This window comes from Giesbergeria anulus, from assembly GCF_900111115.1.
In the GTDB taxonomy this organism is placed as follows: domain Bacteria; phylum Pseudomonadota; class Gammaproteobacteria; order Burkholderiales; family Burkholderiaceae_C; genus Simplicispira; species Simplicispira anulus.
In genome coordinates, this window is sequence record NZ_FOGD01000002.1 from 21,810 (window position 1) to 42,270 (window position 20,461).

Annotated in this window: 20 protein-coding genes; 12 read left to right on the top strand and 8 right to left on the bottom strand. The window is 54.7% G+C overall.

Translation table 11 applies throughout. The features are described from left to right. The first annotated feature begins 17 nt into the window (after positions 1-17). The 7 genes from BMX55_RS04005 (at position 18) to BMX55_RS04025 (ending at position 6,969) form a co-directional block, all read left to right on the top strand. Positions 18-1,262, top strand: a complete 1,245-nt coding sequence (locus BMX55_RS04005) for a sensor histidine kinase (RefSeq protein ID WP_177172817.1) — start codon at positions 18-20, stop codon at positions 1,260-1,262. A gap of 7 nt (positions 1,263-1,269) precedes the next feature. Beyond that, a complete protein-coding gene (locus BMX55_RS04010; protein WP_091453287.1) occupies positions 1,270-1,800 on the top strand; it encodes a response regulator transcription factor in 531 nt (176 codons plus the stop codon). A 93-nt stretch (positions 1,801-1,893) separates the two neighbouring features. Beyond that, positions 1,894-2,805 (top strand): FAD:protein FMN transferase, encoded by a 912-nt coding sequence (locus BMX55_RS04015; RefSeq protein ID WP_091453291.1) that lies wholly within the window; start codon positions 1,894-1,896, stop codon positions 2,803-2,805. A gap of 137 nt (positions 2,806-2,942) precedes the next feature. Beyond that, positions 2,943-3,650, top strand: a complete 708-nt coding sequence (locus BMX55_RS16085) for a hypothetical protein (RefSeq protein ID WP_143059572.1) — start codon at positions 2,943-2,945, stop codon at positions 3,648-3,650. A gap of 17 nt (positions 3,651-3,667) precedes the next feature. After that, entirely contained in the window at positions 3,668-4,114 is a 447-nt protein-coding gene (locus BMX55_RS16090; protein ID WP_143059573.1) for a hypothetical protein, read from the top strand. A 103-nt stretch (positions 4,115-4,217) separates the two neighbouring features. Then, complete coding sequence (locus tag BMX55_RS16905) at positions 4,218-4,328, top strand: DUF4266 domain-containing protein (RefSeq protein WP_218144458.1); 111 nt, start codon at positions 4,218-4,220, stop codon at positions 4,326-4,328. Then, positions 4,315-6,969 carry a DUF3570 domain-containing protein gene (locus tag BMX55_RS04025; RefSeq protein WP_177172818.1) on the top strand — a complete coding sequence of 885 codons (2,655 nt, stop codon included), beginning with the start codon at positions 4,315-4,317 and terminating at the stop codon, positions 6,967-6,969. Before BMX55_RS16905 ends, BMX55_RS04025 begins: the two co-directional genes overlap by 14 nt. Positions 6,970-6,981: 12 nt before the next feature. Here BMX55_RS04025 and BMX55_RS04030 read toward each other — a convergent pair whose 3' ends face one another. Both BMX55_RS04030 and BMX55_RS04035 read right to left on the bottom strand, forming a co-directional pair. Next, positions 6,982-7,506 (bottom strand): TlpA family protein disulfide reductase, encoded by a 525-nt coding sequence (locus BMX55_RS04030; RefSeq protein ID WP_091453302.1) that lies wholly within the window; start codon positions 7,504-7,506, stop codon positions 6,982-6,984. A 33-nt stretch (positions 7,507-7,539) separates the two neighbouring features. Then, positions 7,540-8,448 carry a LysR family transcriptional regulator gene (locus tag BMX55_RS04035; protein ID WP_091453305.1) on the bottom strand — a complete coding sequence of 303 codons (909 nt, stop codon included), beginning with the start codon at positions 8,446-8,448 and terminating at the stop codon, positions 7,540-7,542. A 101-nt stretch (positions 8,449-8,549) separates the two neighbouring features. On the opposite strand from BMX55_RS04035, the gene metE reads away from it, so the two are divergent. Next, positions 8,550-10,841 (top strand): 5-methyltetrahydropteroyltriglutamate--homocysteine S-methyltransferase, encoded by a 2,292-nt coding sequence (gene metE / locus BMX55_RS04040; protein WP_091453308.1) that lies wholly within the window; start codon positions 8,550-8,552, stop codon positions 10,839-10,841. Between the two features lie 24 nt (positions 10,842-10,865). Here metE and BMX55_RS04045 read toward each other — a convergent pair whose 3' ends face one another. From BMX55_RS04045 to BMX55_RS04070, 6 genes are all read right to left on the bottom strand, one after another. Then, positions 10,866-11,066, bottom strand: coding sequence for a hypothetical protein (locus BMX55_RS04045; RefSeq protein ID WP_091453312.1), 201 nt, complete (start codon positions 11,064-11,066; stop codon positions 10,866-10,868). 46 nt (positions 11,067-11,112) lie between these two features. Further along, on the bottom strand, positions 11,113-12,996 hold the full coding sequence (locus BMX55_RS04050; protein WP_091453315.1) for a GGDEF domain-containing protein: 1,884 nt from the start codon (positions 12,994-12,996) through the stop codon (positions 11,113-11,115). Between the two features lie 80 nt (positions 12,997-13,076). Continuing rightward, positions 13,077-14,417, bottom strand: a complete 1,341-nt coding sequence (gene argG, locus BMX55_RS04055) for an argininosuccinate synthase (protein ID WP_091453318.1) — start codon at positions 14,415-14,417, stop codon at positions 13,077-13,079. A gap of 29 nt (positions 14,418-14,446) precedes the next feature. Next, positions 14,447-14,764 carry a pyrimidine/purine nucleoside phosphorylase gene (gene ppnP, locus BMX55_RS04060; protein WP_091453322.1) on the bottom strand — a complete coding sequence of 106 codons (318 nt, stop codon included), beginning with the start codon at positions 14,762-14,764 and terminating at the stop codon, positions 14,447-14,449. Positions 14,765-14,854: 90 nt separating this feature from the next. After that, a complete protein-coding gene (locus tag BMX55_RS04065) occupies positions 14,855-15,535 on the bottom strand; it encodes a glycine zipper 2TM domain-containing protein (RefSeq protein ID WP_091453325.1) in 681 nt (226 codons plus the stop codon). Between the two features lie 88 nt (positions 15,536-15,623). Continuing rightward, on the bottom strand, positions 15,624-15,995 hold the full coding sequence (locus BMX55_RS04070; protein ID WP_091454782.1) for an ArsC family reductase: 372 nt from the start codon (positions 15,993-15,995) through the stop codon (positions 15,624-15,626). A gap of 47 nt (positions 15,996-16,042) precedes the next feature. Here BMX55_RS04070 and folC point away from each other — a divergent pair, with 47 nt between their 5' ends. The 4 genes from folC (at position 16,043) to purF (ending at position 20,441) form a co-directional block, all read left to right on the top strand. Beyond that, the gene (folC, locus tag BMX55_RS04075; protein WP_091453328.1) at positions 16,043-17,368 is read left to right on the top strand and encodes a bifunctional tetrahydrofolate synthase/dihydrofolate synthase; all 1,326 of its coding nucleotides are present in this window, start codon (positions 16,043-16,045) and stop codon (positions 17,366-17,368) included. Positions 17,369-17,392: 24 nt separating this feature from the next. After that, the gene (locus BMX55_RS04080) at positions 17,393-18,343 is read left to right on the top strand and encodes an SPOR domain-containing protein (RefSeq protein WP_091453331.1); all 951 of its coding nucleotides are present in this window, start codon (positions 17,393-17,395) and stop codon (positions 18,341-18,343) included. Positions 18,344-18,354: 11 nt separating this feature from the next. Continuing rightward, positions 18,355-18,846, top strand: a complete 492-nt coding sequence (locus BMX55_RS04085; RefSeq protein WP_091453335.1) for a CvpA family protein — start codon at positions 18,355-18,357, stop codon at positions 18,844-18,846. 89 nt (positions 18,847-18,935) lie between these two features. Then, complete coding sequence (purF, locus tag BMX55_RS04090; RefSeq protein WP_091453337.1) at positions 18,936-20,441, top strand: amidophosphoribosyltransferase; 1,506 nt, start codon at positions 18,936-18,938, stop codon at positions 20,439-20,441. Positions 20,442-20,461 lie beyond the last annotated feature (20 nt).

A 20,461-nucleotide genomic window follows, 5' to 3' on the forward strand; every position in this document is an offset into this window, starting at 1 on the left:
GCCCGGATACTGATGGAATGGTTCCATTAACTTTGGTAGCGCTGGTGCTGGGGCGGTTAACCGCCGTGCGATGGGGATTTATCGGATCTGTAATTGCAATACTATTGGTGTCAAAAGAAATTATCGGCATCCAGCTTCCCCTCCGCCCTATACTGACGATCACTACACTATTGCTGCTGTGCAACGTGATTACTATTTGGCGTGTCCACTGTGGGCAAGCTAACAGTAAAGATATTTTGATCGGTATTTGGCTAGATCTGATGTGCCTGACCGGCCTGTTATATTTCTCCGGTGGGGCTACAAACCCTTTGGTCTCGATACTATTGCTGCCCGTGGTTGCAGGGCTGTTAAGCTTGTCACATACCCAGTCCATCTGCATAGCACTGGCTGCCATCGTCAGTTACTCGTGGCTCATGACCCACTTTGTGGCGCTTCATGTACATGATCCAGACAATGCGAGCAACCTCCATCTCTCGGGAATGTGGATCACTTTTGTCGTATCAACCATCTCGATTGTTTGGCTGGTTTTACGTCTGTGCCATGCTTTGCAGGAACGAGCCACTGAACTGAGCCAAGCGCGAGAGCAAGCATTACGAGATGAGCGTATCGTCGCCATTGGAACCTTGGCTGCAGGTGCAGCCCACGGGCTTGGTACTCCGCTGTCAACCATGGCGGTAATCATTGAAGATTTGCGAGATTTTCCCAATATTGGGCCAAAGATCGAACAGGAGCTCGATTTGCTGGAAAGTCAGGTAACAAAGTGTAAACAAATCATTGGGAGCCTTACCGATAGTGCTGAAGTTTCTCGTTCTGCTGGTGCCCAATCTGTAGTGGTAGGTGAATGGCTGATAGAAGTTCTGGCACGCTGGCGTGCTATGCGTGCCTTGCCCGACAGTGCCGTTGAGCTAAATATATCTGAGGCCCAGTATGCCACCATTGTCTGCGAGGCCACCTTAGAACAGGCATTGGTCAATATTTTGGATAATGCATGGCGTGCTGGAGGCCCTATATTGGTCTACTGCATGGCCCCCAGTAAACATCAACTCCTACAAATCAGTATTTCTGACCACGGCCCTGGCTTTATATTAGCAAGCCAAGGTTGCACCTCCACTGGTATCATCGCTACCCCCCCGTTGGGACAAGGCTATGGTTTGATGCTAGCACGAGCAACCATAGAACGCATGGGAGGAAAGTTAAATCTGGGTAACCGGCCCAATAACAAAGGTGCCCAGGTTGATATTCTGCTGCCAGTGGCCGGATGAAGACCCAATGACTGAACGTATTTTGGTGGTAGATGATGACCCAACATTCAACGCTGTCTTGGTGCGTTCGCTCGCCCGACGCGGCTGGGATGCCTTGGGCTGCTATGCACATGATGATGTGTTGGCAATGACTCAAAAATTTGGTGCACAGCGCGTTGTTCTTGATCTAAATCTGGATGGCCGGTCTGGGTTAGGTTTAATTCAACCTTTACTGAATATTGTGCCCCACTGTAAGATCGTGGTGCTTACCGGTTATGCCAGCGTAGCAACGGCTGTAGATGCCATAAAACTTGGTGCGGTGCAGTACCTTGCAAAGCCAACCAATGTGACGGCGATACTCAATGCCTTTGTGTCGGAGCTTCCCCAACCCGAACGGATACCATTACCTGCACCGATGTCAGTGAATCGAATGGAGTGGGAACATATCCAACGTGTGCTACTGGAGCATAATGGAAATATATCTGCCACGGCACGTGCATTAAAGATGCACAGGCGTACCTTGCAACGCAAACTTTTGAAGCGTCCGGCAAACGAATAGCTTGGTATATGACGATACAAAAAACCAACTTATTCCAGAATAAAGATAAGGCAACTGCTATGCAAAAGAACCCTGTTGCTTTGTATACTCTCCATGCACTGTATTGCACGTAATTTCACAGCTCTAGGAACTCCTTGCAGCTTTACCATACACGGCACTTCGCAAGAAAATTTGCACACGCTTGCTCATGATCTTTTGGCCGAGCTTGAACGATTAGAGGCGAAATATTCACGATATCGCGCTGATAGCATCCTGAGTAAAATTAACAAAATAGCAGCTTTCGGAGGTATGGTAGTAGTCGATGATGAGACCCGCACATTGCTAAACTATGCCCAAACATGCTACCATGAAAGCCGAGGCCTGTTCGATATCACTTCTGGTACATTAACAGAAGTGTGGCACCGTGGTCTAAATCATTTGCCATCTCAGGCACATATCAATCAAGTCTTGTTAAGAGTAGGTTGGCACCGCTTAAAATGGGATGAACACTGCTTGGACTTCCCAACACCTGGTCTAACTCTGGATTTAGGAGGTATTGTCAAAGAATACGCGGTAGATCGACTAGTCACACTATGCCGAAATTCAGGTATTACATCGGGTTTTGTCAATCTGGGAGGTGATTTGGCCGTTATCGGCCCCCAGCCCAATGGAGAGCCATGGCAAGTTGGCATTCGTAGTCCATGGGATAAGGACTACCCTCTGACGCAAATCTCCATATCTTATGGAGCATTGGCCAGCAGTGGCGATTACGAACGTTGTGTGTGGTTAGAAGGTAAAAGATATGGACATATCCTAAACCCTTTGACTGGCTGGCCAACCCGTGTTATGGCTGCTGTTTCCGTGTGGTCTCCGTTATGTGTCATGGCAGGCAGTGCTGCCACTATAGCTTTGCTCAAAGAAGAAGAAGGCCCTGCTTGGTTGCGAGATATTGGTTGGCCATGCTGGTGGGCCACCACCGATGGCGCTGTAGGTAGCAGCTCTGGGCTTGCTCATCAAGGCGTTTGATCCACACCGACATGCGACAATTTGCCGCACCTGTGCCAGCCCAGTATCCCTTACCATTTGCCACTGCGACGCAGAGCTAGCTTCTGTAGACATTGCGCGCGCCACATTTGCACTCACCGCTACCCAAGGATTCCTTTATGTCCCAGTTTTCTGCTTCTGTTCGTACGTTAGCTGTCGTTGGTGCCTTTGTCGCCCAGAGTGCTGTAGCACACACCACGATCCAAGCTCAAGCAACAGAAGGCACGACCACCTACAACAATGTAGTCATTGGTCATGGCTGTACCGTCAACGGCGTTTCTATCCCTGTTATTGCGCAAAGTGTATTGTTTCCTACTGTCAACCCAATCGTAACAGTCAGTGGTGCTGTATCTGAAACAATCACAGAAAATCCCCTATCTATTGAGTCTTTCGCTAATATTGCACAACTCATTCAAAACCGCAATGTTTTCTCAAAGCAAGCTGAGAAAAAGAACGCTGCTGGACAAGTTATTGGTTTTGCAAACACTGAAGGCTCGTTGGATCCGAGTTTGCATGGCCTAGTTCCTTTCCGCACCGCAGGTGTCACATTTAAATCCAACTCCTGCGCCAAGCAATTGCTAATTAAGGTGGCCATCGCTGATATTTGCACACCAAATGGCGCGGCCAACCTTTGGATTCCTTCCGTCACAACCAAGTACTCCAACCCTAATATAGACGGCATTGGCTCTCCTGCCACACTGACTATCAATCGTGATTTAACTAAGAATCCTCTGCCCAGCTCCTGTGGAGCAGGGTACACTATCACCCTAACGCCATCTCCTGCGGACATTGATGCCAACCTAGGCATCCCTGGATATCTACCTTAATAATTTTATTGGCTTCCGTGACTACACACATTCTCCGCCGTTGGAATCAGGCTTCATTCGTTGCGGCCTTTTTATTATCACCACTATTGGCAAAAGCACATTCTTTCGATGTACCTATGAGTGCTGCACCAGGCATCACCCATTATGTCGGAGTTATTTGCTCCAACGATGCGGGGTATGACTCAGATCACCTTATAGCCAATGTCAGAAATAACACACTCAATGCTCCTTTATTGAATGTGCAAATAATTAAGGGACAATCTGCTGCTCACGCTACCGACACCATCAGTGGTGATAACCAAGCCAGCCCATCTATTCAAGTGCGTGGCGGAAATGGTGTTTATCAACTGCTAATCAACAAGGCTGGTGCAGGTGCTCTGCAATACACCTTGACGGTTCACTGCATGGATGCTAGTGGTCAGATTCACACCGGTACCGATGGCATCGTTTATCAATACGAGTAGATTTTTTTGGCGGATAGTGTGGGCATGCAGTTTGGCTTGCACTCTGGTAGCCTGTAGCACCACGGTTGCACCTTGGGAGCGCGGGCTGCTAGCCAAACCCCATATGTCACTTGAAGGAGACCCCGCGACGGCTCTGCGCTCGCATGTGCAGTCGAGCCGTGAGGCGGGATTTTCAGCCCCCGCTAGCGAGGGTGGTGGATGTGGGTGCTACTGACAAGTTCAGACTGTCGTGCAAATCTTCTATGTGTTCAGATACTGATAGCATCCCCCCTAACTCGGTTTTGCCATCGTTCCACACTGGGCGGTTTCTGGAGACGCTGACAGCAGCTGCCTTAGCTCTACCAGGTATTGCTTGGCATGAGCCTGTACAGGCTAAAGATGATCAATTCACTGTGCAGGGATCGCATCTGCGCGAGCAAGGACGGGATGCAGTAGGTGCTTGGAACGCAACGCCTCTCAAAGTCGATACCCTTCAGGCCCAAGGATGGATCACACTGGGCGAGAACATAGATTTGGGCATTCGTGCCACACAAGACACATGGTCAGGTGCCACCCCTGTGGCAACAGCTCCGAGCAGCGCACGCAGCAATCGACCAGTACAAACGGGCCTTCCTGGACAATTGATTACGGTGGGCGCATCACCCATGGTGACAGGGCGAGTGTTGGTAGACCACCAACTTAGGCCATTGGCTGTGGATGCCATGACAGGCCAAGTCACAGGACTACTGGATCAGCCCGTTCATACGTATAGTTCTGCATCCCCAGAGACACGGCGACAACTAGACCTTGACCTGCGCACGCGTAGCAACACAGATGTACACCAAGTGGGTTTGGGCTTGTCACAGGAGCGTGACTACGCATCTGGCACTGTGCGTGGTAGCCACAGTTGGAGCCTTGGCGAGGATCAACAGACCACGTTCACGGCAGCGCTTCAATTCACACACCAGCGCGTCAATGCCACGCTCGATCATGATGCAACCCCCTACCTGAACACCACTGCTTGGCGCAACAGTATTCGGTCTAATGGCAGCTACAGCGTTCTACAAGAACAGCGCAATGATACAGGTGCGTCTTTGGGCATCGTGCAGGTAATGAATGCCACATCGGTGTTGCAGGCCAATATAGGGGTCATTAACCAACAAGGGTACCTCTCTAACCCTTACAAAGCAGTGAGCGCGCTGTTTATCGACCCAGTTGCCCTAAGCCATAGTTCAGGGCCAGTGCCAGCCAATTTACAAGCGCTGATGGAAAAGAGGCCTTCACATCGGCGCCAGTGGCAATTCGGACTTCAATGGCTACGTTACATCGAAAACACTGACGCCGCACTACGTTTAAATTGGCACCATTCGCGGGACAATTGGGCCGTTCGATCTCATTCACTAGAGGGGCAATGGGCACAGCCGTTTTCAGATGGCTGGCAAATCACACCAAGGCTGCGTTACTACACCCAAACTGCTGCCCAGTTTTATACACCTTGGTTGGTGTCGCGGCAAGCCTACCGATCAGTCGCTTTCGGCGGGGATGGACAACCTATTGTCACTTCGTTCAACCCAGCGCTGCTACCAACCCACTACTCCAGCGACACACGATTGGCAGGCTTTGGCAATCTATCGTTTGGGCTGGGGGTGTCGCGCCAGTTGGGCAAAGGAGTGCATTGGTATGCGGGGCTGGACTGGACGCACCAGTCGGGAAAGCTCAAGGCGGGCGGTGGCGGGCTGGGATCTTTTGCCGATTTGCGATGGATGGTAGCCTACATGGGACTCACTGTCCGTTTAGATGATCCGCTGGATGCACGCCATAATAATCCCTCCGATAAACCAGCCCATCACACATCGCTCGACGCCCATTCCCATACCCATACCCATACCCATACCCATACGGATGTGGCAATGCCTCCCGGAGTGCATTTCGGACATTGGATGGAGCCTGGCCAATGGCGGATGGGGCATCAAATGCAAGTGGTACACCAAGGCCCTAGACTACTCAATGCAGGGGGAGCAAGCATCAGTGATACACAACTGCAAGCCCAAGGTTGTGGTTCAATACCCTGTCTGCAACGCCCTGAGAGTATGCGCATGAACATGCATATGCTGGAATTCATGACGGGTATTAGTGAACAACTCAATATTATGGTGATGTCGCATTACATGGACATGGCAATGAGTTCACGCCGCATCGGTTCAAGTATAGCTACCCTAGAGCAACCCCAAATACATGAAGGCCGCCATGAAACAGGTGGATTAGGTGATACCCACATCTATGCCGTAGTTAAGGGTAGTAGCAGTTTGCAATCACTCAACACCTGGGCCGTGGGACTGAGTGCGCCAACAGGTGCCAGTGGACTACGAATGCGCCGTACACACCAAGTAGATCCCCCTCTAGTAGATTACAGCATGCAATTGGGCAGCGGAACTTGGGATTTGTTGGTTGCCTCCACTTGGAGTTGGACGCATGGCCCGTGGGGCTGGGGTGCACAGATACATGGAGCACAGCGCCTACAATCGTCCAATGCACAAGGCTATGCGTTAGGCAATACCTTACAACTTAATGCGTGGGTTACACGTCAAATCATACCCTCTTTAACCTTGACGGGCCGATGGCAACACACACGTCAAGGCGCTATTCAGGGAAAGTACGCAGACGTAAAGGTAACCACCTCGCCTACAGATAATCCTATCAACTACGGCGGACGCCTCAACCAGCTGGGTTTGGGTGCCGTATACAAGATATCTTCTGGAATCTGGCAAGGCAGTGAATTTCATCTGGAATGGATGCAACCATTGCGCAATACCTATAACGGGGTTCAATTGGAGCACCGCACTGGTTTAGCATTAGGCTGGGCCTATCACTTCTGACAGCCTTTACAACTACTTCCCGATCCACTGGATTATCAGTTGACTCAAGTCTGCGCCATCTGAATCCTTGAACCCTGTATGGATGTGGCGTACCACGCCCTGCCGATCAATGAGAAATGCCGTAGGCATCACCTTGACTTGATAACTGCGGGCCGTGTTCCCTTGAGCATCAAACGCGACGGCCAATTGCGAGCCAAACTTCTTTAAAAAACTCAGTGCATCCTCGGCTCGCCGATCCACATTGATGGCAATCACCTCCAAACCTTGTGCGCCCCATTGCGCTTGCATAGATTGCATCCAAGGAAACGAGCGTGCGCAGGGGGGGCACCAGGATGCCCAAAAGTCCAACCACACCACGGCCCCACGCAACCGCTCTAATGCAATGGTTTGTCCTTGGAGACTGGGAAGAACAAAATTGGGGGCATTGGTAATTGAGGTGCCTGTAAGTGCATGGGCATAGCTACCGCAGCCTGTGGCTGCCAAAGCTGCCAAAGCATGGCGACGAGTAAGAGCGAGACCTGTGGACGTGAACTGCATGTAGGTCGATCAAAATACCATACAAAGTACTGATTAAACAGTTTTTTCGGTTTGAGGCATGGTCAATCCTCGGGCCAGTGCAATGAAAGCCTGAAGATAGTCAATCTGTGAATCAACTATGCGTGTACCAAGAAATATCTGCTTGGCAATGCCATGCGGCCCCAGTTGCATAGGCACGATATTAACTTTACTCACATATTCCAGCACCAGCCAGCGGGGCAAGGCAGTTACGCCCCGACCACTGGCTACCATTTGCAACATGATATCGGTGGTCTCTATGGTTTTATGCCGGTAGGGTGTGACGCCAGCGGGCATCAAAAAACGGGTGTAAATGTCTAGGCGCTCTAAGCCCACGGGGTAGCTGAGCAGTACCTCGCGTGTCAGTTGTTCTGGCTCTACATAGGCTTGTTGTGCCAAGGGGTGCTCGCGCCCTACCACCAACACCTGTTCATAATCGAATACCGGCTCAAATTGCAGTCCGGGCCTATGCAAGGGGTCAGGCGTGACCAGTAGGTCAATCTCATACCCAAACAGGGCACCCACGCCCCCAAACTGGAATTTTTGCTTCACATCTACGTCCACATCCGGCCAAGAGGCCAAGTAGGGCGAGACCAACTTCAGCAACCACTGGTAACAAGGGTGGCATTCCATGCCAATGCGCAGTGTGCCACGCTCGCCTTGGGCAAATTGTTGCAATTGTGTTTGGGCCAACTCCAGTTGCGGCAGTACCCGATGGGCCACGGCCAACAAATATTGCCCGGCCTGGGTCAAACGCAAGCTGCGCCCCTCACGCAGCCAGATAGCCGTACCCAATTGCTGCTCGAGCTTCTTCATGCTGTGGCTCAAGGCCGATTGCGTTAGGCACAGCACCTGAGACGCAGCAGTCAGTGACCCTTGCTTTTCAACTTCCCGCACGATGGTCAGGTGGATGCGCTCCAGCATATTAATGAATATTTTTCATGTATTGTTGAAATAATACCATTTTACTTCATAGATCATCTTACCTACGATCCGGTGCTTCTCTGTTTTGAAGGACGATCCCTATGACAACCATCCACAATCTTGGCTTTCCCCGCATTGGCGCCCAGCGTGAACTGAAATTCGCACTGGAGTCTTACTGGCGGGGCGAGTCCTCGCTGGATGCTCTGCAACAGTTAGGGGCGCAATTGCGCCAACGCCACTGGGAAAACCAAAAAGGTCTGGATCTGGTGCCGGTCGGTGATTTCTCGTTCTACGATCAGGTGCTGGACATGGGCTTCACGCTGGGCCATCTGCCCGAACGGGTACGCGGGTTTCAGGGCGATGCCTTGGACAATTACTTTCGTGTGGCTCGTGGGCGTTCGGCACCTGTGAGTGAGGCATCGAGTACCTGCTGTGGTGGTGTGGCTGCTGGCGAGATGACCAAGTGGTTTGATACCAACTACCACTACATCGTCCCAGAATTTACCGCTACTACCCCGTTCCAGCTCGACACTTCGCGCCTGCTGGCACAACTGGCCGAAGCGCAAGCCCAAGGCGTCCAAGCCAAGCCAGTCATCATTGGCCCTGTCACTTATCTGGCGATTGGCAAAGCCAAAGACGGCTGCGACAAACTGGCCTTGTTGCCACGCCTGCTGCCGGTCTATGCCGAGTTGCTGGAGACGCTGGCAGCCCAAGGGGTGGAGTGGGTTCAGGTAGATGAACCCATCCTCGTGACCGAGTTGGATGCCGATTGGCAACATGCCTTCAATACGGCATACCACCAACTCAAAAGCTGCCGTGTCAAATTGCTACTGGCTACTTACTTTGGCCCGTTGCAAGAGAATTTGTACTTAGCAGCACATTTGCCTGTGGCTGGACTGCATCTGGATGCTGTCAATGGACGAGACGACATTGTGCCGCTGTTAAATTTGTTGCCAGCGCACAAGGTGTTGTCCTTAGGCGTCATCAATGGCCGCAATATCTGGAAAACAGATCTGAACGCAGTGCTTGACTGGCTCGAGCCTCTGGCTCAACGGTTGGGGAGCCGTTTGTGGCTGGCACCGTCGTGCTCTTTGCTGCATGTACCTGTGGACTTAGCGAACGAACAAAAGTTGGATACCGAAGTTCGCTCTTGGCTGGCTTTTGCGCTCCAAAAGCTCGACGAGCTGCAATTATTGGCTACGGCTTTGCGCGATGGTCGCCATGCTGTCAAAGATGCTTTGGCAGCCAACCAAGCCGATATGCTGGCACGGCGTACATCGGCTCGTGTTCATAATCGAGCCGTCCAATCTGCCGTGGCGCGTATCAGCCAGCACATGGGGCTGCGTGAAAGTTGTTATGCCCAGCGCGCCCCCAAGCAGGCCGCCTTGTTGCAGTTACCCCTCTATCCAACCACTACTATCGGCTCCTTCCCACAGACTGCAGCCATCCGCCACACCCGCAGCGAGTTCAAGGCAGGTCGATGCACCACAGAAGCCTACAAGGCCGCCATGCAGGCTGAAATTGCTCGCAGCGTGCATGAACAAGAAGCCCTTGGACTGGATGTGCTCGTGCATGGTGAGGCCGAGCGCAACGACATGGTGGAGTATTTTGGTGAACAACTTGAAGGCTATGCCTTCAGCCAGTTTGGCTGGGTGCAGTCTTATGGTTCACGCTGTGTGAAGCCACCGATTCTGTTTGGTGATATTTACCGACCCCACCCTATGACAGTAGAGTGGATTGGCTATGCCCAATCACTGACTACAAAACCTATGAAAGGTATGCTAACCGGGCCGGTAACAATGCTCAATTGGTCATTTGTGCGTGACGATCAACCCCGGTCTGAATCTTGCAAACAGTTGGCACTGGCCATTCGCCAAGAGGTGCTGGACTTGGAGGCCGCAGGTGTGCAAATTATCCAGATCGACGAAGCAGCACTACGCGAAGGTTTGCCGCTGCGCCAATCCCTCTGGCAAGAATATCTGAACTGGGCGGTGGAGTCGTTCCGCATCACTGCCAACGGCGTGCGGGACGAAACACAAATTCATACCCATATGTGCTATTCAGAGTTCAATGACATCATCGCTGCCATTGCCGCAATGGATGCGGATGTGATCACGATTGAGACGTCACGCTCTGATATGGAACTGTTAGAGGTATTTAAGCATTTCAACTACCCCAACGAGATCGGGCCGGGCGTCTATGACATCCATACGCCCAATATCCCCACACAGGAGCACATCATTCATCTCATGCGCAAGGCTGCAGAACATATTCCTGCCCAACGGCTTTGGATCAACCCCGATTGTGGCCTCAAGACGCGGCAGTGGGCCGAAGTGATTCCGGCCCTGAGCAATATGGTGGCTGCCGCCAAAACTTTGCGCGCAGTGACTTGATACCATAACGCCTTACATGCAGCCTCAGCACATCGCAAAAAGCTCTTGGTGAAAGCGGTGCGCGGGCCAGCCCAGCGCTATCAAGTCTTGGCACAGAGCTTTGCCAAAACCTGCCGGACCGCAAAACCATACATTAGCATCGCGCTGATCCCACAGCACACGCAGGCGCACATTCGCGGCTTGGGCTGCCTGTGCTAGCAGGGCAATAGCTTGGTCTTCATACACTGCCGTGCTATGGAACAGATCAATCTTAGACTGCGTTGGATATTTTTCATGCCTGCACCACTTGGTTGCGTCCAGCTTCTTTGGCCCGGTAGAGAGCAGCATCCGCCTGTTGGAGTAAATCGGTGGGCTGGTCACTGGGGAGCGGCACCGTGGCTGCCATACCAATAGTCACAGTCACAACGCCAAAGGGCGACAGCAAATGTGGCAATTGCAACGCCTGCACCGCTTGGCAAATCGATTGCACCAACGCCTGCGCCCCGTCTGGATTAGTGCTGGTGACGATCAACACAAACTCCTCGCCACCATAGCGCGCCACTAAATCACCTACCCGGCTGGCATGGGCTTGGATGCTGTGGGCCACACACCGCAGGCATTCATCGCCAGCTTGGTGACCATAATGGTCGTTGTACTTTTTGAACCAATCTACGTCCAACATCGCCAGCATGATGTAGCTGCCGCTGCGCATGGCACGACCCCATTCCTCGCCCAGTACCTTGTCAAAGTGGCGTCGGTTGGCTAGACCTGTCAGGCTGTCCGTGATGCTCAAAGCGGCGAGCTTTTGATTGGCTTCTTCCAAGGCCAGTGTGCGCTGTTGCACCATCGACTCCAAGCGCTCATGGGCCTCGTAAATACGCTCCGACATGCGGGTAAAGTCGCGAGCCAATTCGCCAATTTCATCCTCAGATTGCACCGGAAGATCGTATTTTTCTAGCTCGGCGGTGGCCCCCACCGCGCGTGTGGCCCGCATCAGCCGCTGTAGCGGGCGCGTGACCTGATTTTGCAAGATGGAGCGCAAAAGAAACACTTCCACCAACAAAGTGACCAACCCCAAGGCGGCAACCACGGCCAAATTCTGCAAAATAGCTGGCTGCATCAAGGCACGGGGGTAGTGGATCGTCAAGATGGTGGGGGTTTCTGGAATCCGGCCCACAGCCACGATGTCATCCGGGGTGTCCACCAACACCACTTTGCCCGGCTCCAATTGGCCCCCGGTGTGCAACAAGGGGTGATACGCCCCAAGATGCAGAGACTGGATCGACGCCTTGCCCTCGGTTTGCTTGATGGCCTCCATCTGCTGCGGATGGAACATCAATGTGCCTTCGGCATCGGCCAAAAACAAGGTGCTGTAAGCCCCTTCAATCGAAGGGCGCGCCAAACGCTCCATCAGGTCATCAAGCAAGATATCCACACAGGCCAAAATCCGGTGCTGACCATTTGCCTCAACGACATCAGGTGTCGCCATCGTCGTCATCCAAGCATTGTTGGAGGAGTCAAAATACATCCGCGTTAAGAACGTATCGGACTTGCTCGACGTAAAGCCACGGGTATAGAACTCATAGGTTTCAAGTTGGAGTGCTTGCGGGCCGCTATAGCTAAAGACTTTGGCGATGTCGGCAGCCTGATAAATCGGAAAGCCCTTTTCCGGGAGCACGCCATAAAAATTGAACAAGCGGCCTTGGGTCACTGAGCCGTATTTGTGCGAGAGCAGATAAGACAGAACAAAACGCGCCTTCACATCGTCTGAAGGCGGAATATCTGGCGCATAAGTAGCCGACATATGGGCAAAGCGCCTGCCATCGCCCAACGGCTGGCCCTCAAACAGGCCAGGACGTTGTGTATAAGAACCATCGTCATGGCGGTAAAAGATATCGTCAAAACTGCGCACCAGCGCCAAACGCTGCAAGGGATCGCGATCAATCGCCTGAAACTCGGCCAGAAAATTTTGCTGTAGTTCGCGAATCTCCCGAAAGGGCAGGGATTCGCGTTGGATGGTTTTTTCAGTAGACAGCAGCAGTTGGGCACGCACTGCGTCTTCGATCAAAGAACGGTTGAGAACATAAGAGATCACGCTGGCGCAGACCACGACCATGCTGATCCGCAAGACAGCCAAACGCAGGGTTCGGCCCGCCAAAGAATGTCTCAAATCCATGTCTTGCCCGTAAATTTTGCAGTATGGCAAAAAAAAGCCACCGCAGGGGTGGCTTCTGAAGCAGTGGTGGGCTAAGCCGCTTATTTGCTCTCGCTGCTACCCAGTTGTGCCAGCGCGGCATTGCCACCCAAAGACAGCAAGCCCGCGTCTGCGTAAATACCCAGCTTGGCGCGGGTATCCACAATGTCGAGGTTGCGCATGGTCAGTTGGCCAATACGGTCTAGCGGCGAGAACGGTGCGTCTTCTACCTTTTCCATGCTCAAGCGCTCAGGGTGGTAGGTCAGGTTGGGCGACTCGGTGTTCAAAATCGAGTAATCGTTGCCCCGGCGCAACTCCAGCGTCACCGTGCCAGTGATAGCACGGGCCACCCAGCGTTGTGCCGTCTCGCGCAGCATGATGGCTTGGGGATCAAACCAGCGGCCTTGGTACAGCAGGCGGCCCAATTTCAGGCCATTCATGCGGTATTGCTCAATGGTGTCTTCGTTGTGGATGCCCGTCACCAAGCGCTCGTAGGCAATGTGCAGCAGCGCCAAGCCGGGGGCTTCGTAGATGCCACGGCTCTTGGCCTCGATGATACGGTTTTCGATTTGGTCGCTCATGCCCAAACCGTGGCGGCCACCGATGCGGTTGGCTTCCAAAATCAGCTCGACCGGGTCATTGAACTCGACACCGTTGAGGGCCACGGGCTGGCCTTCTTCAAAGCGCACCGATACTTCTTCGGCCTTGACCACGACGTCATCTTTCCAGAACGCCACGCCCATGATCGGGTTGACGATACGGATGCCGCTGTTCAAGAACTCCAAGTCTTTGGCTTCGTGCGTAGCGCCCAGCATATTGCTGTCGGTGCTGTAGGCTTTTTCGGCGCTCATTTTGTAGCCAAAGCCGTGCTGCGTCATGAACGCAGACATCTCGGCGCGACCACCCAGCTCGTCAATAAACAACTGATCGAGCCAAGGCTTGTAGATTTTCAGGGCTGGGTTGGTGAGCAGGCCATAGCGGTAAAAGCGCTCAATGTCGTTGCCCTTGAAGGTGGAGCCATCGCCCCAGATGTGCACATCGTCTTCCTTCATGGCGGCCACGAGCATGGTGCCGGTGACAGCGCGGCCCAGTGGCGTGGTGTTGAAGTAGGTGATACCAGCGGTGCTGATATGGAAGGCACCCGCTTGCAGCGCAGCAATGCCCTCGTGGGCCAGTTGCGTGCGGCAGTCAATCAGGCGGGCCTTTTCAGCGCCGTATTCCATCGCTTTGCGGGGGATGGCGTCGTAGTCTGGCTCGTCGGGCTGGCCCAAGTTGGCGGTGTAAGCGTAGGGCAGAGCCCCCTTGAGCTTCATCCAGTGCAGTGCAGCGCTGGTATCCAAGCCGCCAGAAAAGGCGATACCGACCTTTTGGCCGACGGGAAGGTTTTGGAGAATGGTGGCCATAGGCTTCAATCTTGTCGGAGGAAAAGGGTTTAGCCGAAATGGCAGATGTAGTGGTAAGCCTCAGTGACGCGGATGTCAAAGCTGGAGTTGCCCGGAATGCTGAATTTGTCGCCGGGCGCGCTCTTGAGCCAAGCGTCGCTGCCTGCGAGCTTGTATTCACAACTACCCGCCACGCATTCCATGATTTCTGGCGCGCCGGTGTTAAAAGTCAGGGTGGCGGGCAGCACCACACCGACCGATTTTTTCGTGCCATCAGCAAAAGTGATGCCGTGGCTCACGCACTTGCCATCAAAGTACACATTGGCTTGGGTAGAAACGGAAACGCCGTCGATTTTTTCGGTGGTCATGGGCAACAAACGCAAAGGGTAAAGCTGCAATTTTAGGCCGCCACACAGACAGCCCCCAGACGGGGACGTAAAAAACCACAGCGGCAGGGCTTAACGCCAATCTTCACGGTGATGACGGTAGGGGCGTGGCGGGGGCGGTGGGGGGTAATAATCGCGCTGGCGGTCGTATTCAATCACCGTCACGGGGGGCGTGATGATGACTGGCGTCAGTGGCGTTGGCTCGTCACGGTAGAGACGGTTGACTACCCTGCCTGGCTGGCTAGGGCCGTCAGGCAGGGTGGAATAAGTCCGCCCATGCCGCCCTTCGGCCAGCGGTTGCACACTGACTGAAATCCAGCCGCCCGGATCGCGGTCGGTGCGCGTGGTGTACTGGTGGCCTGCATACTCATACAGCACGTTGTAACCCACAGTACGGTTTTCGTAAAAAGTCTCGGTGGTGCAGCGCTGCACCTCTTGGTATTGGGGCGGGCGGCCTTGGCCTTCAATTTGGTTGCCGAGCAAAGCGCCGCCAATCAAGCCAATCGCCGTAGCGGCTGCCCGGCCCGTGCCGCCACCAATGGTATTGCCCGCAGCGCCCCCGGCAATCGCACCGAGCACGGCACCACCGCCCGTGGTGCGCGGTGCCGTGGCGATGGTTTGGTCTTGGCAAACTTGCTGCGGTACCGCCACCTGCTGCACGATGGGGGTAGAAGAAATGACGCGCGCCTGCTCCTGCGCTGTGGCCAGTCCGGCCATACCCCACAGGCCCGCCAGCAGTAGCAATCGTTTCATGAAAAATCCTTTCAAATCCGTTCAGTCTTTTAACGTTCCAAGCACACCTGTGGTTGCCTTACTGGGTGGTAAAACTGCGTAAAGAAATTTAAGCCAGCCGCTGCGCCCAGCTTGGGGCATCAAAGCCCACCGTCACGTCGATGGTAGCGCCTTGGTGCCATTCGACCACAGGGCGCTTGATGGCGCTACTGTGCTCCAGCAACACCTCGCTGGCGCTGGCCGTATCGCAAACGGTGTTTTGCTGTGCAGGCTCCAGCTTGCGCCAAGTGGTACCTTGGCGGTTGAGCAAGCGCTCCCAGCCCACAGCGGCCAGCCAAGCCTGCAAACGCTCGGCGGGCACGCCCTGCTTTTTAAAATCGTGAAACTGGTAGTCTAGGCCCTGTGCCGTCAGCCAAGCGCGGGCCTTTTTGACTGTGTCGCAGTTCGGGATACCGTAGAGAATAATGTGGGTAGTGCTCATGGGTACCATCATGCGCCACAGTCGTCTGGGCGACAATAGCGGCCTGTATGCACACCAAAATCCACACCCTTGCAGGCTGGCTGGCGCATTGCGAGCGTCTGCATCCGCAATCTATCGACATGGGCCTAGAGCGCGTGCGCGAAGTCTCGCGCCGCATGGGCCTGCGCTTTGACTGTCCGGTCATCACCGTGGCGGGCACCAATGGCAAAGGCTCTACCTGCGCCATGATCGAAGCTATCGCCCTGCAAGCGGGCTGGCGCACCGGGGTGTATACGTCGCCCCACTTGGTGCATTTTGAAGAGCGCTGCCGCATCCACGGCGATATCATCCCAGCGGCTGATTTACTGCCCCACTTTGAGGCGGTAGAAAACGCCCGCACGCAAAACGGCAACGAGGTCTCGCTCAGTTACTTTGAGTTCACCACGCTGGCTATTTTGCGTTTGATGAGCCACTCTTTGCTCGATGTGGCTATCTTAGAAGTTGGGTTGGGCGGGCGGCTAGATGCCACCAATATCATCGATGCCGACTGCGCCGTCATCACCAGTGTGGACATTGACCACACCGAATACCTCGGCCCCGACCGCGAAACCATAGGCCGCGAAAAGGCCGGCATCATGCGCACTGGGCGGCCTGTCATCGTCAGCGACCCAGTGCCGCCCCAAAGCGTGATAGACCACGCCCGCGAAATTGGTGCTGATTTGTGGCGTTTCGGCCAAGACTTTAATTATTCTGGCGATAAGCAGCAATGGGCGTGGAGCGGACGCGGACGCCGCTATGGCGGTCTGGCCTATCCAGCCTTGCGCGGCGCCAACCAACTCATGAACGCCTCCGGGGCCTTGGCGGCACTCGAAGCCCTGCGCGAGCGCATTCCGGTCACAGCGCAAGCGGTCCGCAATGGCCTAGGGATGGTGGAGTTGCCGGGGCGTTTTCAGATTGTGCCGGGCCAGCCCACGCTGGTGCTGGATGTGGCGCACAACCCGCATTCGGTGGCCGCTCTCACTGCCAACTTGGATGCAATGGGCTACTTTCCCACCACCCATGCCGTGTTTGGTGCGATGGCCGATAAAGACTTGGCCCCGATGCTAGCCAAAGTCGGGCCACTGATTGACCACTGGTATTTCACCGACTTGCCCACGCCGCGTGCCGACACCGCAGTGAACTTGCAGCAAAAGTGGAACGCTGTACACCTAGCAACTGGCCGGGGCCGCCAAGTACCCACCAGCACCCATGCCAACCCGCAAGCCGCATTAGAGGCCGCCGTCGCGGCAGCCGACCCCGCTGATAGAATCGTCGTCTTTGGCTCCTTCTATACGGTCGGTGCTGTTTTGCAAAATGGTACGCCCCGTTTGCAAGCCAAACATCTGGACACTTGATGTCCGCCCCGTGGTTGCTCATTCATGGCATTTTTCAAGTTTCGGTGGCCTAGTTCCTCTGCTTCTGCTCCCAGTGACACGGCAATGAGGCCCTCGCGCGCGCCCCGTGCCGAGAGCATCGAGGTCATGCGCCGCCGCGCCCGCCACCGGCTCATTGGCGCTGCGGTGCTGGTGTTGCTGGGCGTCATTGGTTTTCCGATGCTGTTTGATACGCAGCCACGCCCCATCCCGGTCGATATCCCCATCGAGATGCCCGACCGCAACAAAGTGGCACCTTTGGTAGTGCCTGCCGATGGCTCTGCTGAAGGCGGCACGACGGTAGCGGCCAACAGCACAGCACAGGCGTCTGGGCTGATTGATGGCGAGCAGGTACTGTCCTCCACCCGTGGGGCTAACCCAATGGCATCGGTGCTACCAGCGCTGCCCACCATAAGCACGCCAAACAAAGCAGCGCTCAAACCAGAAGCCAAACCTGAGCCTAAGCCAGAACCAAAACCAGAACCCAAGCCAGTGGCAAAACCAGAACCCAAACCGGTTCCTAAGCCAGAACCAAAACCTGAGCCTAAGCCCACCAAACCTGAGCCTAAGCCAGAACCAAAACCAGCCCCCAAGCCAGAGGCCAAACCAGAACCCAAACCGGAGACCAAGCCCCGCACTGATGATGCCGCCCGTGCCCGTGCCTTGCTAGAAGGACGTGCCTTCGAGTCACCCGCAGCAGCAACCAGCCCAGCACGCACTGACGAAGGCAAACGCTTTAGCATCCAAATTGGAGCCTTTGCCGATAGCAGTAAGGCTGTAGAAGTGCGCCAAAAGCTCGAAAGCGCCGGGCTGCGGGCCTACACCCAAGTGGTAGACACCAAAGACGGCAAACGCACACGGGTGCGGGTGGGGCCTTTTACTGGGCGCACGGATGCTGACAAAGCCGCAGGCCGTATCCGTGGTTTGGGTCTTCCAGCTTCTGTGGGTGCGTCTTAAACGCTGCCGTCATGGCCGTATTGGATTGGTGCGTACTGGCGGTGCTGCTGGCCTCTATGGCCTTGGGGGCTGGGCGCGGCTTGGTCTTTGAAGTGCTTTCCCTGCTAGCTTGGGGGGTAGCGGCTGTGCTGGCGCGCCTGTTTGCTGCGGATGCCGCAGCCTATTTGCCGTTAGGGGCCTTGCAAGGCAGCCTGCGCTACGCCGCCAGTTTTGTATTGGTATTTATTGCTGCTGCTTTTTTATGTGGCTGGGTAGCAGCCTTAGGGCGTCAGTTGGTGCAAGTGGTAGGGCTGCGGCCTGTCGATCGCACGCTGGGCGCTTTGTTTGGTGCGGTGCGTGCCGGGTTGCTGCTGATGGTGGCCACCTTGGCCGTCGAGTCGCTGCAAACGCAACGCCAGCTGCTCTGGTGGCAAGAGTCAGTCACGGCACCTTGGCTATCGATGGCCTTGCGCACCATCGCGCCGGTCTTGCCGATGGAACTGCTGCAAAACCTGCCTTGGTAAAAAAATCAAATCCCTGGGTGGTTGGGCCAATAGCCTAGCCACAGCCTCAAAGTATGCGGGCCAACCCCGTCAACAGATGAAAGTCAATTATGTGTGGAATCGTCGGTGTCATCAGCAACGCTCCAGTCAACCAACTCATTTATGACTCCTTGCTGCTGTTGCAGCACCGAGGCCAAGATGCAGCTGGTATCGTCACGCAGCAAGAACGCAAGTTCTTTATGCACAAAGCCAAGGGCATGGTCAAAGATGTGTTTCGCACGCGCAATATGCGCGCTTTGCCGGGCAACTGCGGTTTGGGCCAAGTGCGCTACCCCACCGCAGGCAACGCATTTAGCGAAGAAGAAGCACAGCCCTTCTACGTCAATGCGCCGTTCGGCATCGTGCTGGTACACAACGGCAACCTGACCAACGCCCAAGCACTGCGCTTGGAGCTGTTTACCACCGACCACCGCCATATCAACACCGAGAGCGACTCCGAAGTCTTGCTCAATGTGCTGGCCGATGAGATCGACAAAGCCACACGCGGCAAGGCGTTGGATGTGCAAGACGTGTTTGCTGCCGTGGCCGCCGTACACCGGCGCATCCGTGGCTCCTATGCCGTCATTGCCCTGATTGCGGGGCATGGTCTGCTGGCTTTCCGTGACCCCTATGGCATTCGCCCACTGTGCTTGGGCCGCAATACCGATGGCACCATCATGGTAGCCAGTGAATCTGTGGTGCTCGAAGGCTCCAGCCATGTACTCGACCGCGATATCGCCCCCGGCGAAGCCGTGTTCATCGACTTGGAAGGCAACATCAGCACCCAGCAATGCGCACAAAACCCGCATTTGTACCCATGCATTTTTGAATTTGTCTATCTGGCACGGCCCGACTCGGTGCTCGATGGCATCTCGGTCTATCAGGCCCGCCTCAACTTGGGCGAAACACTGGCCAAGCGCGTGGTGTCTGCCGTACCGCCCAGCCAAATTGATGTCGTTATTCCGATTCCAGAATCGAGCCGCCCCAGCGCCATGCAGTTGGCACAGTTGCTAGGCCTGCCCTACCGCGAAGGCTTTGTCAAAAACCGCTATGTCGGTCGTACCTTCATCATGCCGGGGCAAGGCGTGCGCAAAAAATCGGTGCGCCAAAAGCTCAATGTCATTGGCAGCGAGTTCAAGGGCCGCAATGTGCTGCTGGTCGATGACTCCATCGTGCGTGGCACCACCAGCCGCGAAATCGTGCAAATGGCCCGCGAAGCCGGAGCCAACAAGGTCTATATGGCCAGCGCCGCGCCGCCCGTGCGCTACCCCAATGTCTATGGCATCGACATGCCCACCAGCAGCGAACTGGTGGCCCACGACCGCACCATCGATCAAATACGTGACCTCATTGGCTGCGACGCCCTGATCTACCAAGATGTCGATGCCATGAAGGAGGCCGTGCGCAGCCTACGCCCTGATCTGGATGGTTTTGACGCCTCTTGCTTTGATGGCGTGTATGTCACTGGAGACATCACCTTGGCCGATATTGAGCGCATGAACGACGAGCGCCCCAACGCACAAGAAGATGAAGAAGACACCTCACGTCTCGCCCTGCCCAATGCCCGGCATGGCTGACCGCGTTTTTCAATGGTTTG

Coding starts and splice junctions, on each gene's coding strand:
- metE (WP_091453308.1), top strand. CDS start 8,550: ATGACAACCATCCACAATCTTGGCTTTCCCCGCATTGGCGCCCAGCGT.
- BMX55_RS04010 (WP_091453287.1), top strand. CDS start 1,270: ATGACTGAACGTATTTTGGTGGTAGATGATGACCCAACATTCAACGCT.
- BMX55_RS04085 (WP_091453335.1), top strand. CDS start 18,355: ATGGCCGTATTGGATTGGTGCGTACTGGCGGTGCTGCTGGCCTCTATG.
- BMX55_RS04030 (WP_091453302.1), bottom strand. CDS start 7,506: ATGCAGTTCACGTCCACAGGTCTCGCTCTTACTCGTCGCCATGCTTTG.
- ppnP (WP_091453322.1), bottom strand. CDS start 14,764: ATGACCACCGAAAAAATCGACGGCGTTTCCGTTTCTACCCAAGCCAAT.
- BMX55_RS04080 (WP_091453331.1), top strand. CDS start 17,393: ATGGCATTTTTCAAGTTTCGGTGGCCTAGTTCCTCTGCTTCTGCTCCC.
- BMX55_RS04065 (WP_091453325.1), bottom strand. CDS start 15,535: ATGAAACGATTGCTACTGCTGGCGGGCCTGTGGGGTATGGCCGGACTG.
- BMX55_RS04005 (WP_177172817.1), top strand. CDS start 18: ATGGTTCCATTAACTTTGGTAGCGCTGGTGCTGGGGCGGTTAACCGCC.
- purF (WP_091453337.1), top strand. CDS start 18,936: ATGTGTGGAATCGTCGGTGTCATCAGCAACGCTCCAGTCAACCAACTC.
- BMX55_RS16085 (WP_143059572.1), top strand. CDS start 2,943: ATGTCCCAGTTTTCTGCTTCTGTTCGTACGTTAGCTGTCGTTGGTGCC.
- BMX55_RS16905 (WP_218144458.1), top strand. CDS start 4,218: ATGTCACTTGAAGGAGACCCCGCGACGGCTCTGCGCTCGCATGTGCAG.
- BMX55_RS04015 (WP_091453291.1), top strand. CDS start 1,894: ATGCACTGTATTGCACGTAATTTCACAGCTCTAGGAACTCCTTGCAGC.
- BMX55_RS04070 (WP_091454782.1), bottom strand. CDS start 15,995: ATGAGCACTACCCACATTATTCTCTACGGTATCCCGAACTGCGACACA.
- BMX55_RS04050 (WP_091453315.1), bottom strand. CDS start 12,996: ATGGATTTGAGACATTCTTTGGCGGGCCGAACCCTGCGTTTGGCTGTC.
- argG (WP_091453318.1), bottom strand. CDS start 14,417: ATGGCCACCATTCTCCAAAACCTTCCCGTCGGCCAAAAGGTCGGTATC.
- folC (WP_091453328.1), top strand. CDS start 16,043: ATGCACACCAAAATCCACACCCTTGCAGGCTGGCTGGCGCATTGCGAG.
- BMX55_RS04035 (WP_091453305.1), bottom strand. CDS start 8,448: ATGCTGGAGCGCATCCACCTGACCATCGTGCGGGAAGTTGAAAAGCAA.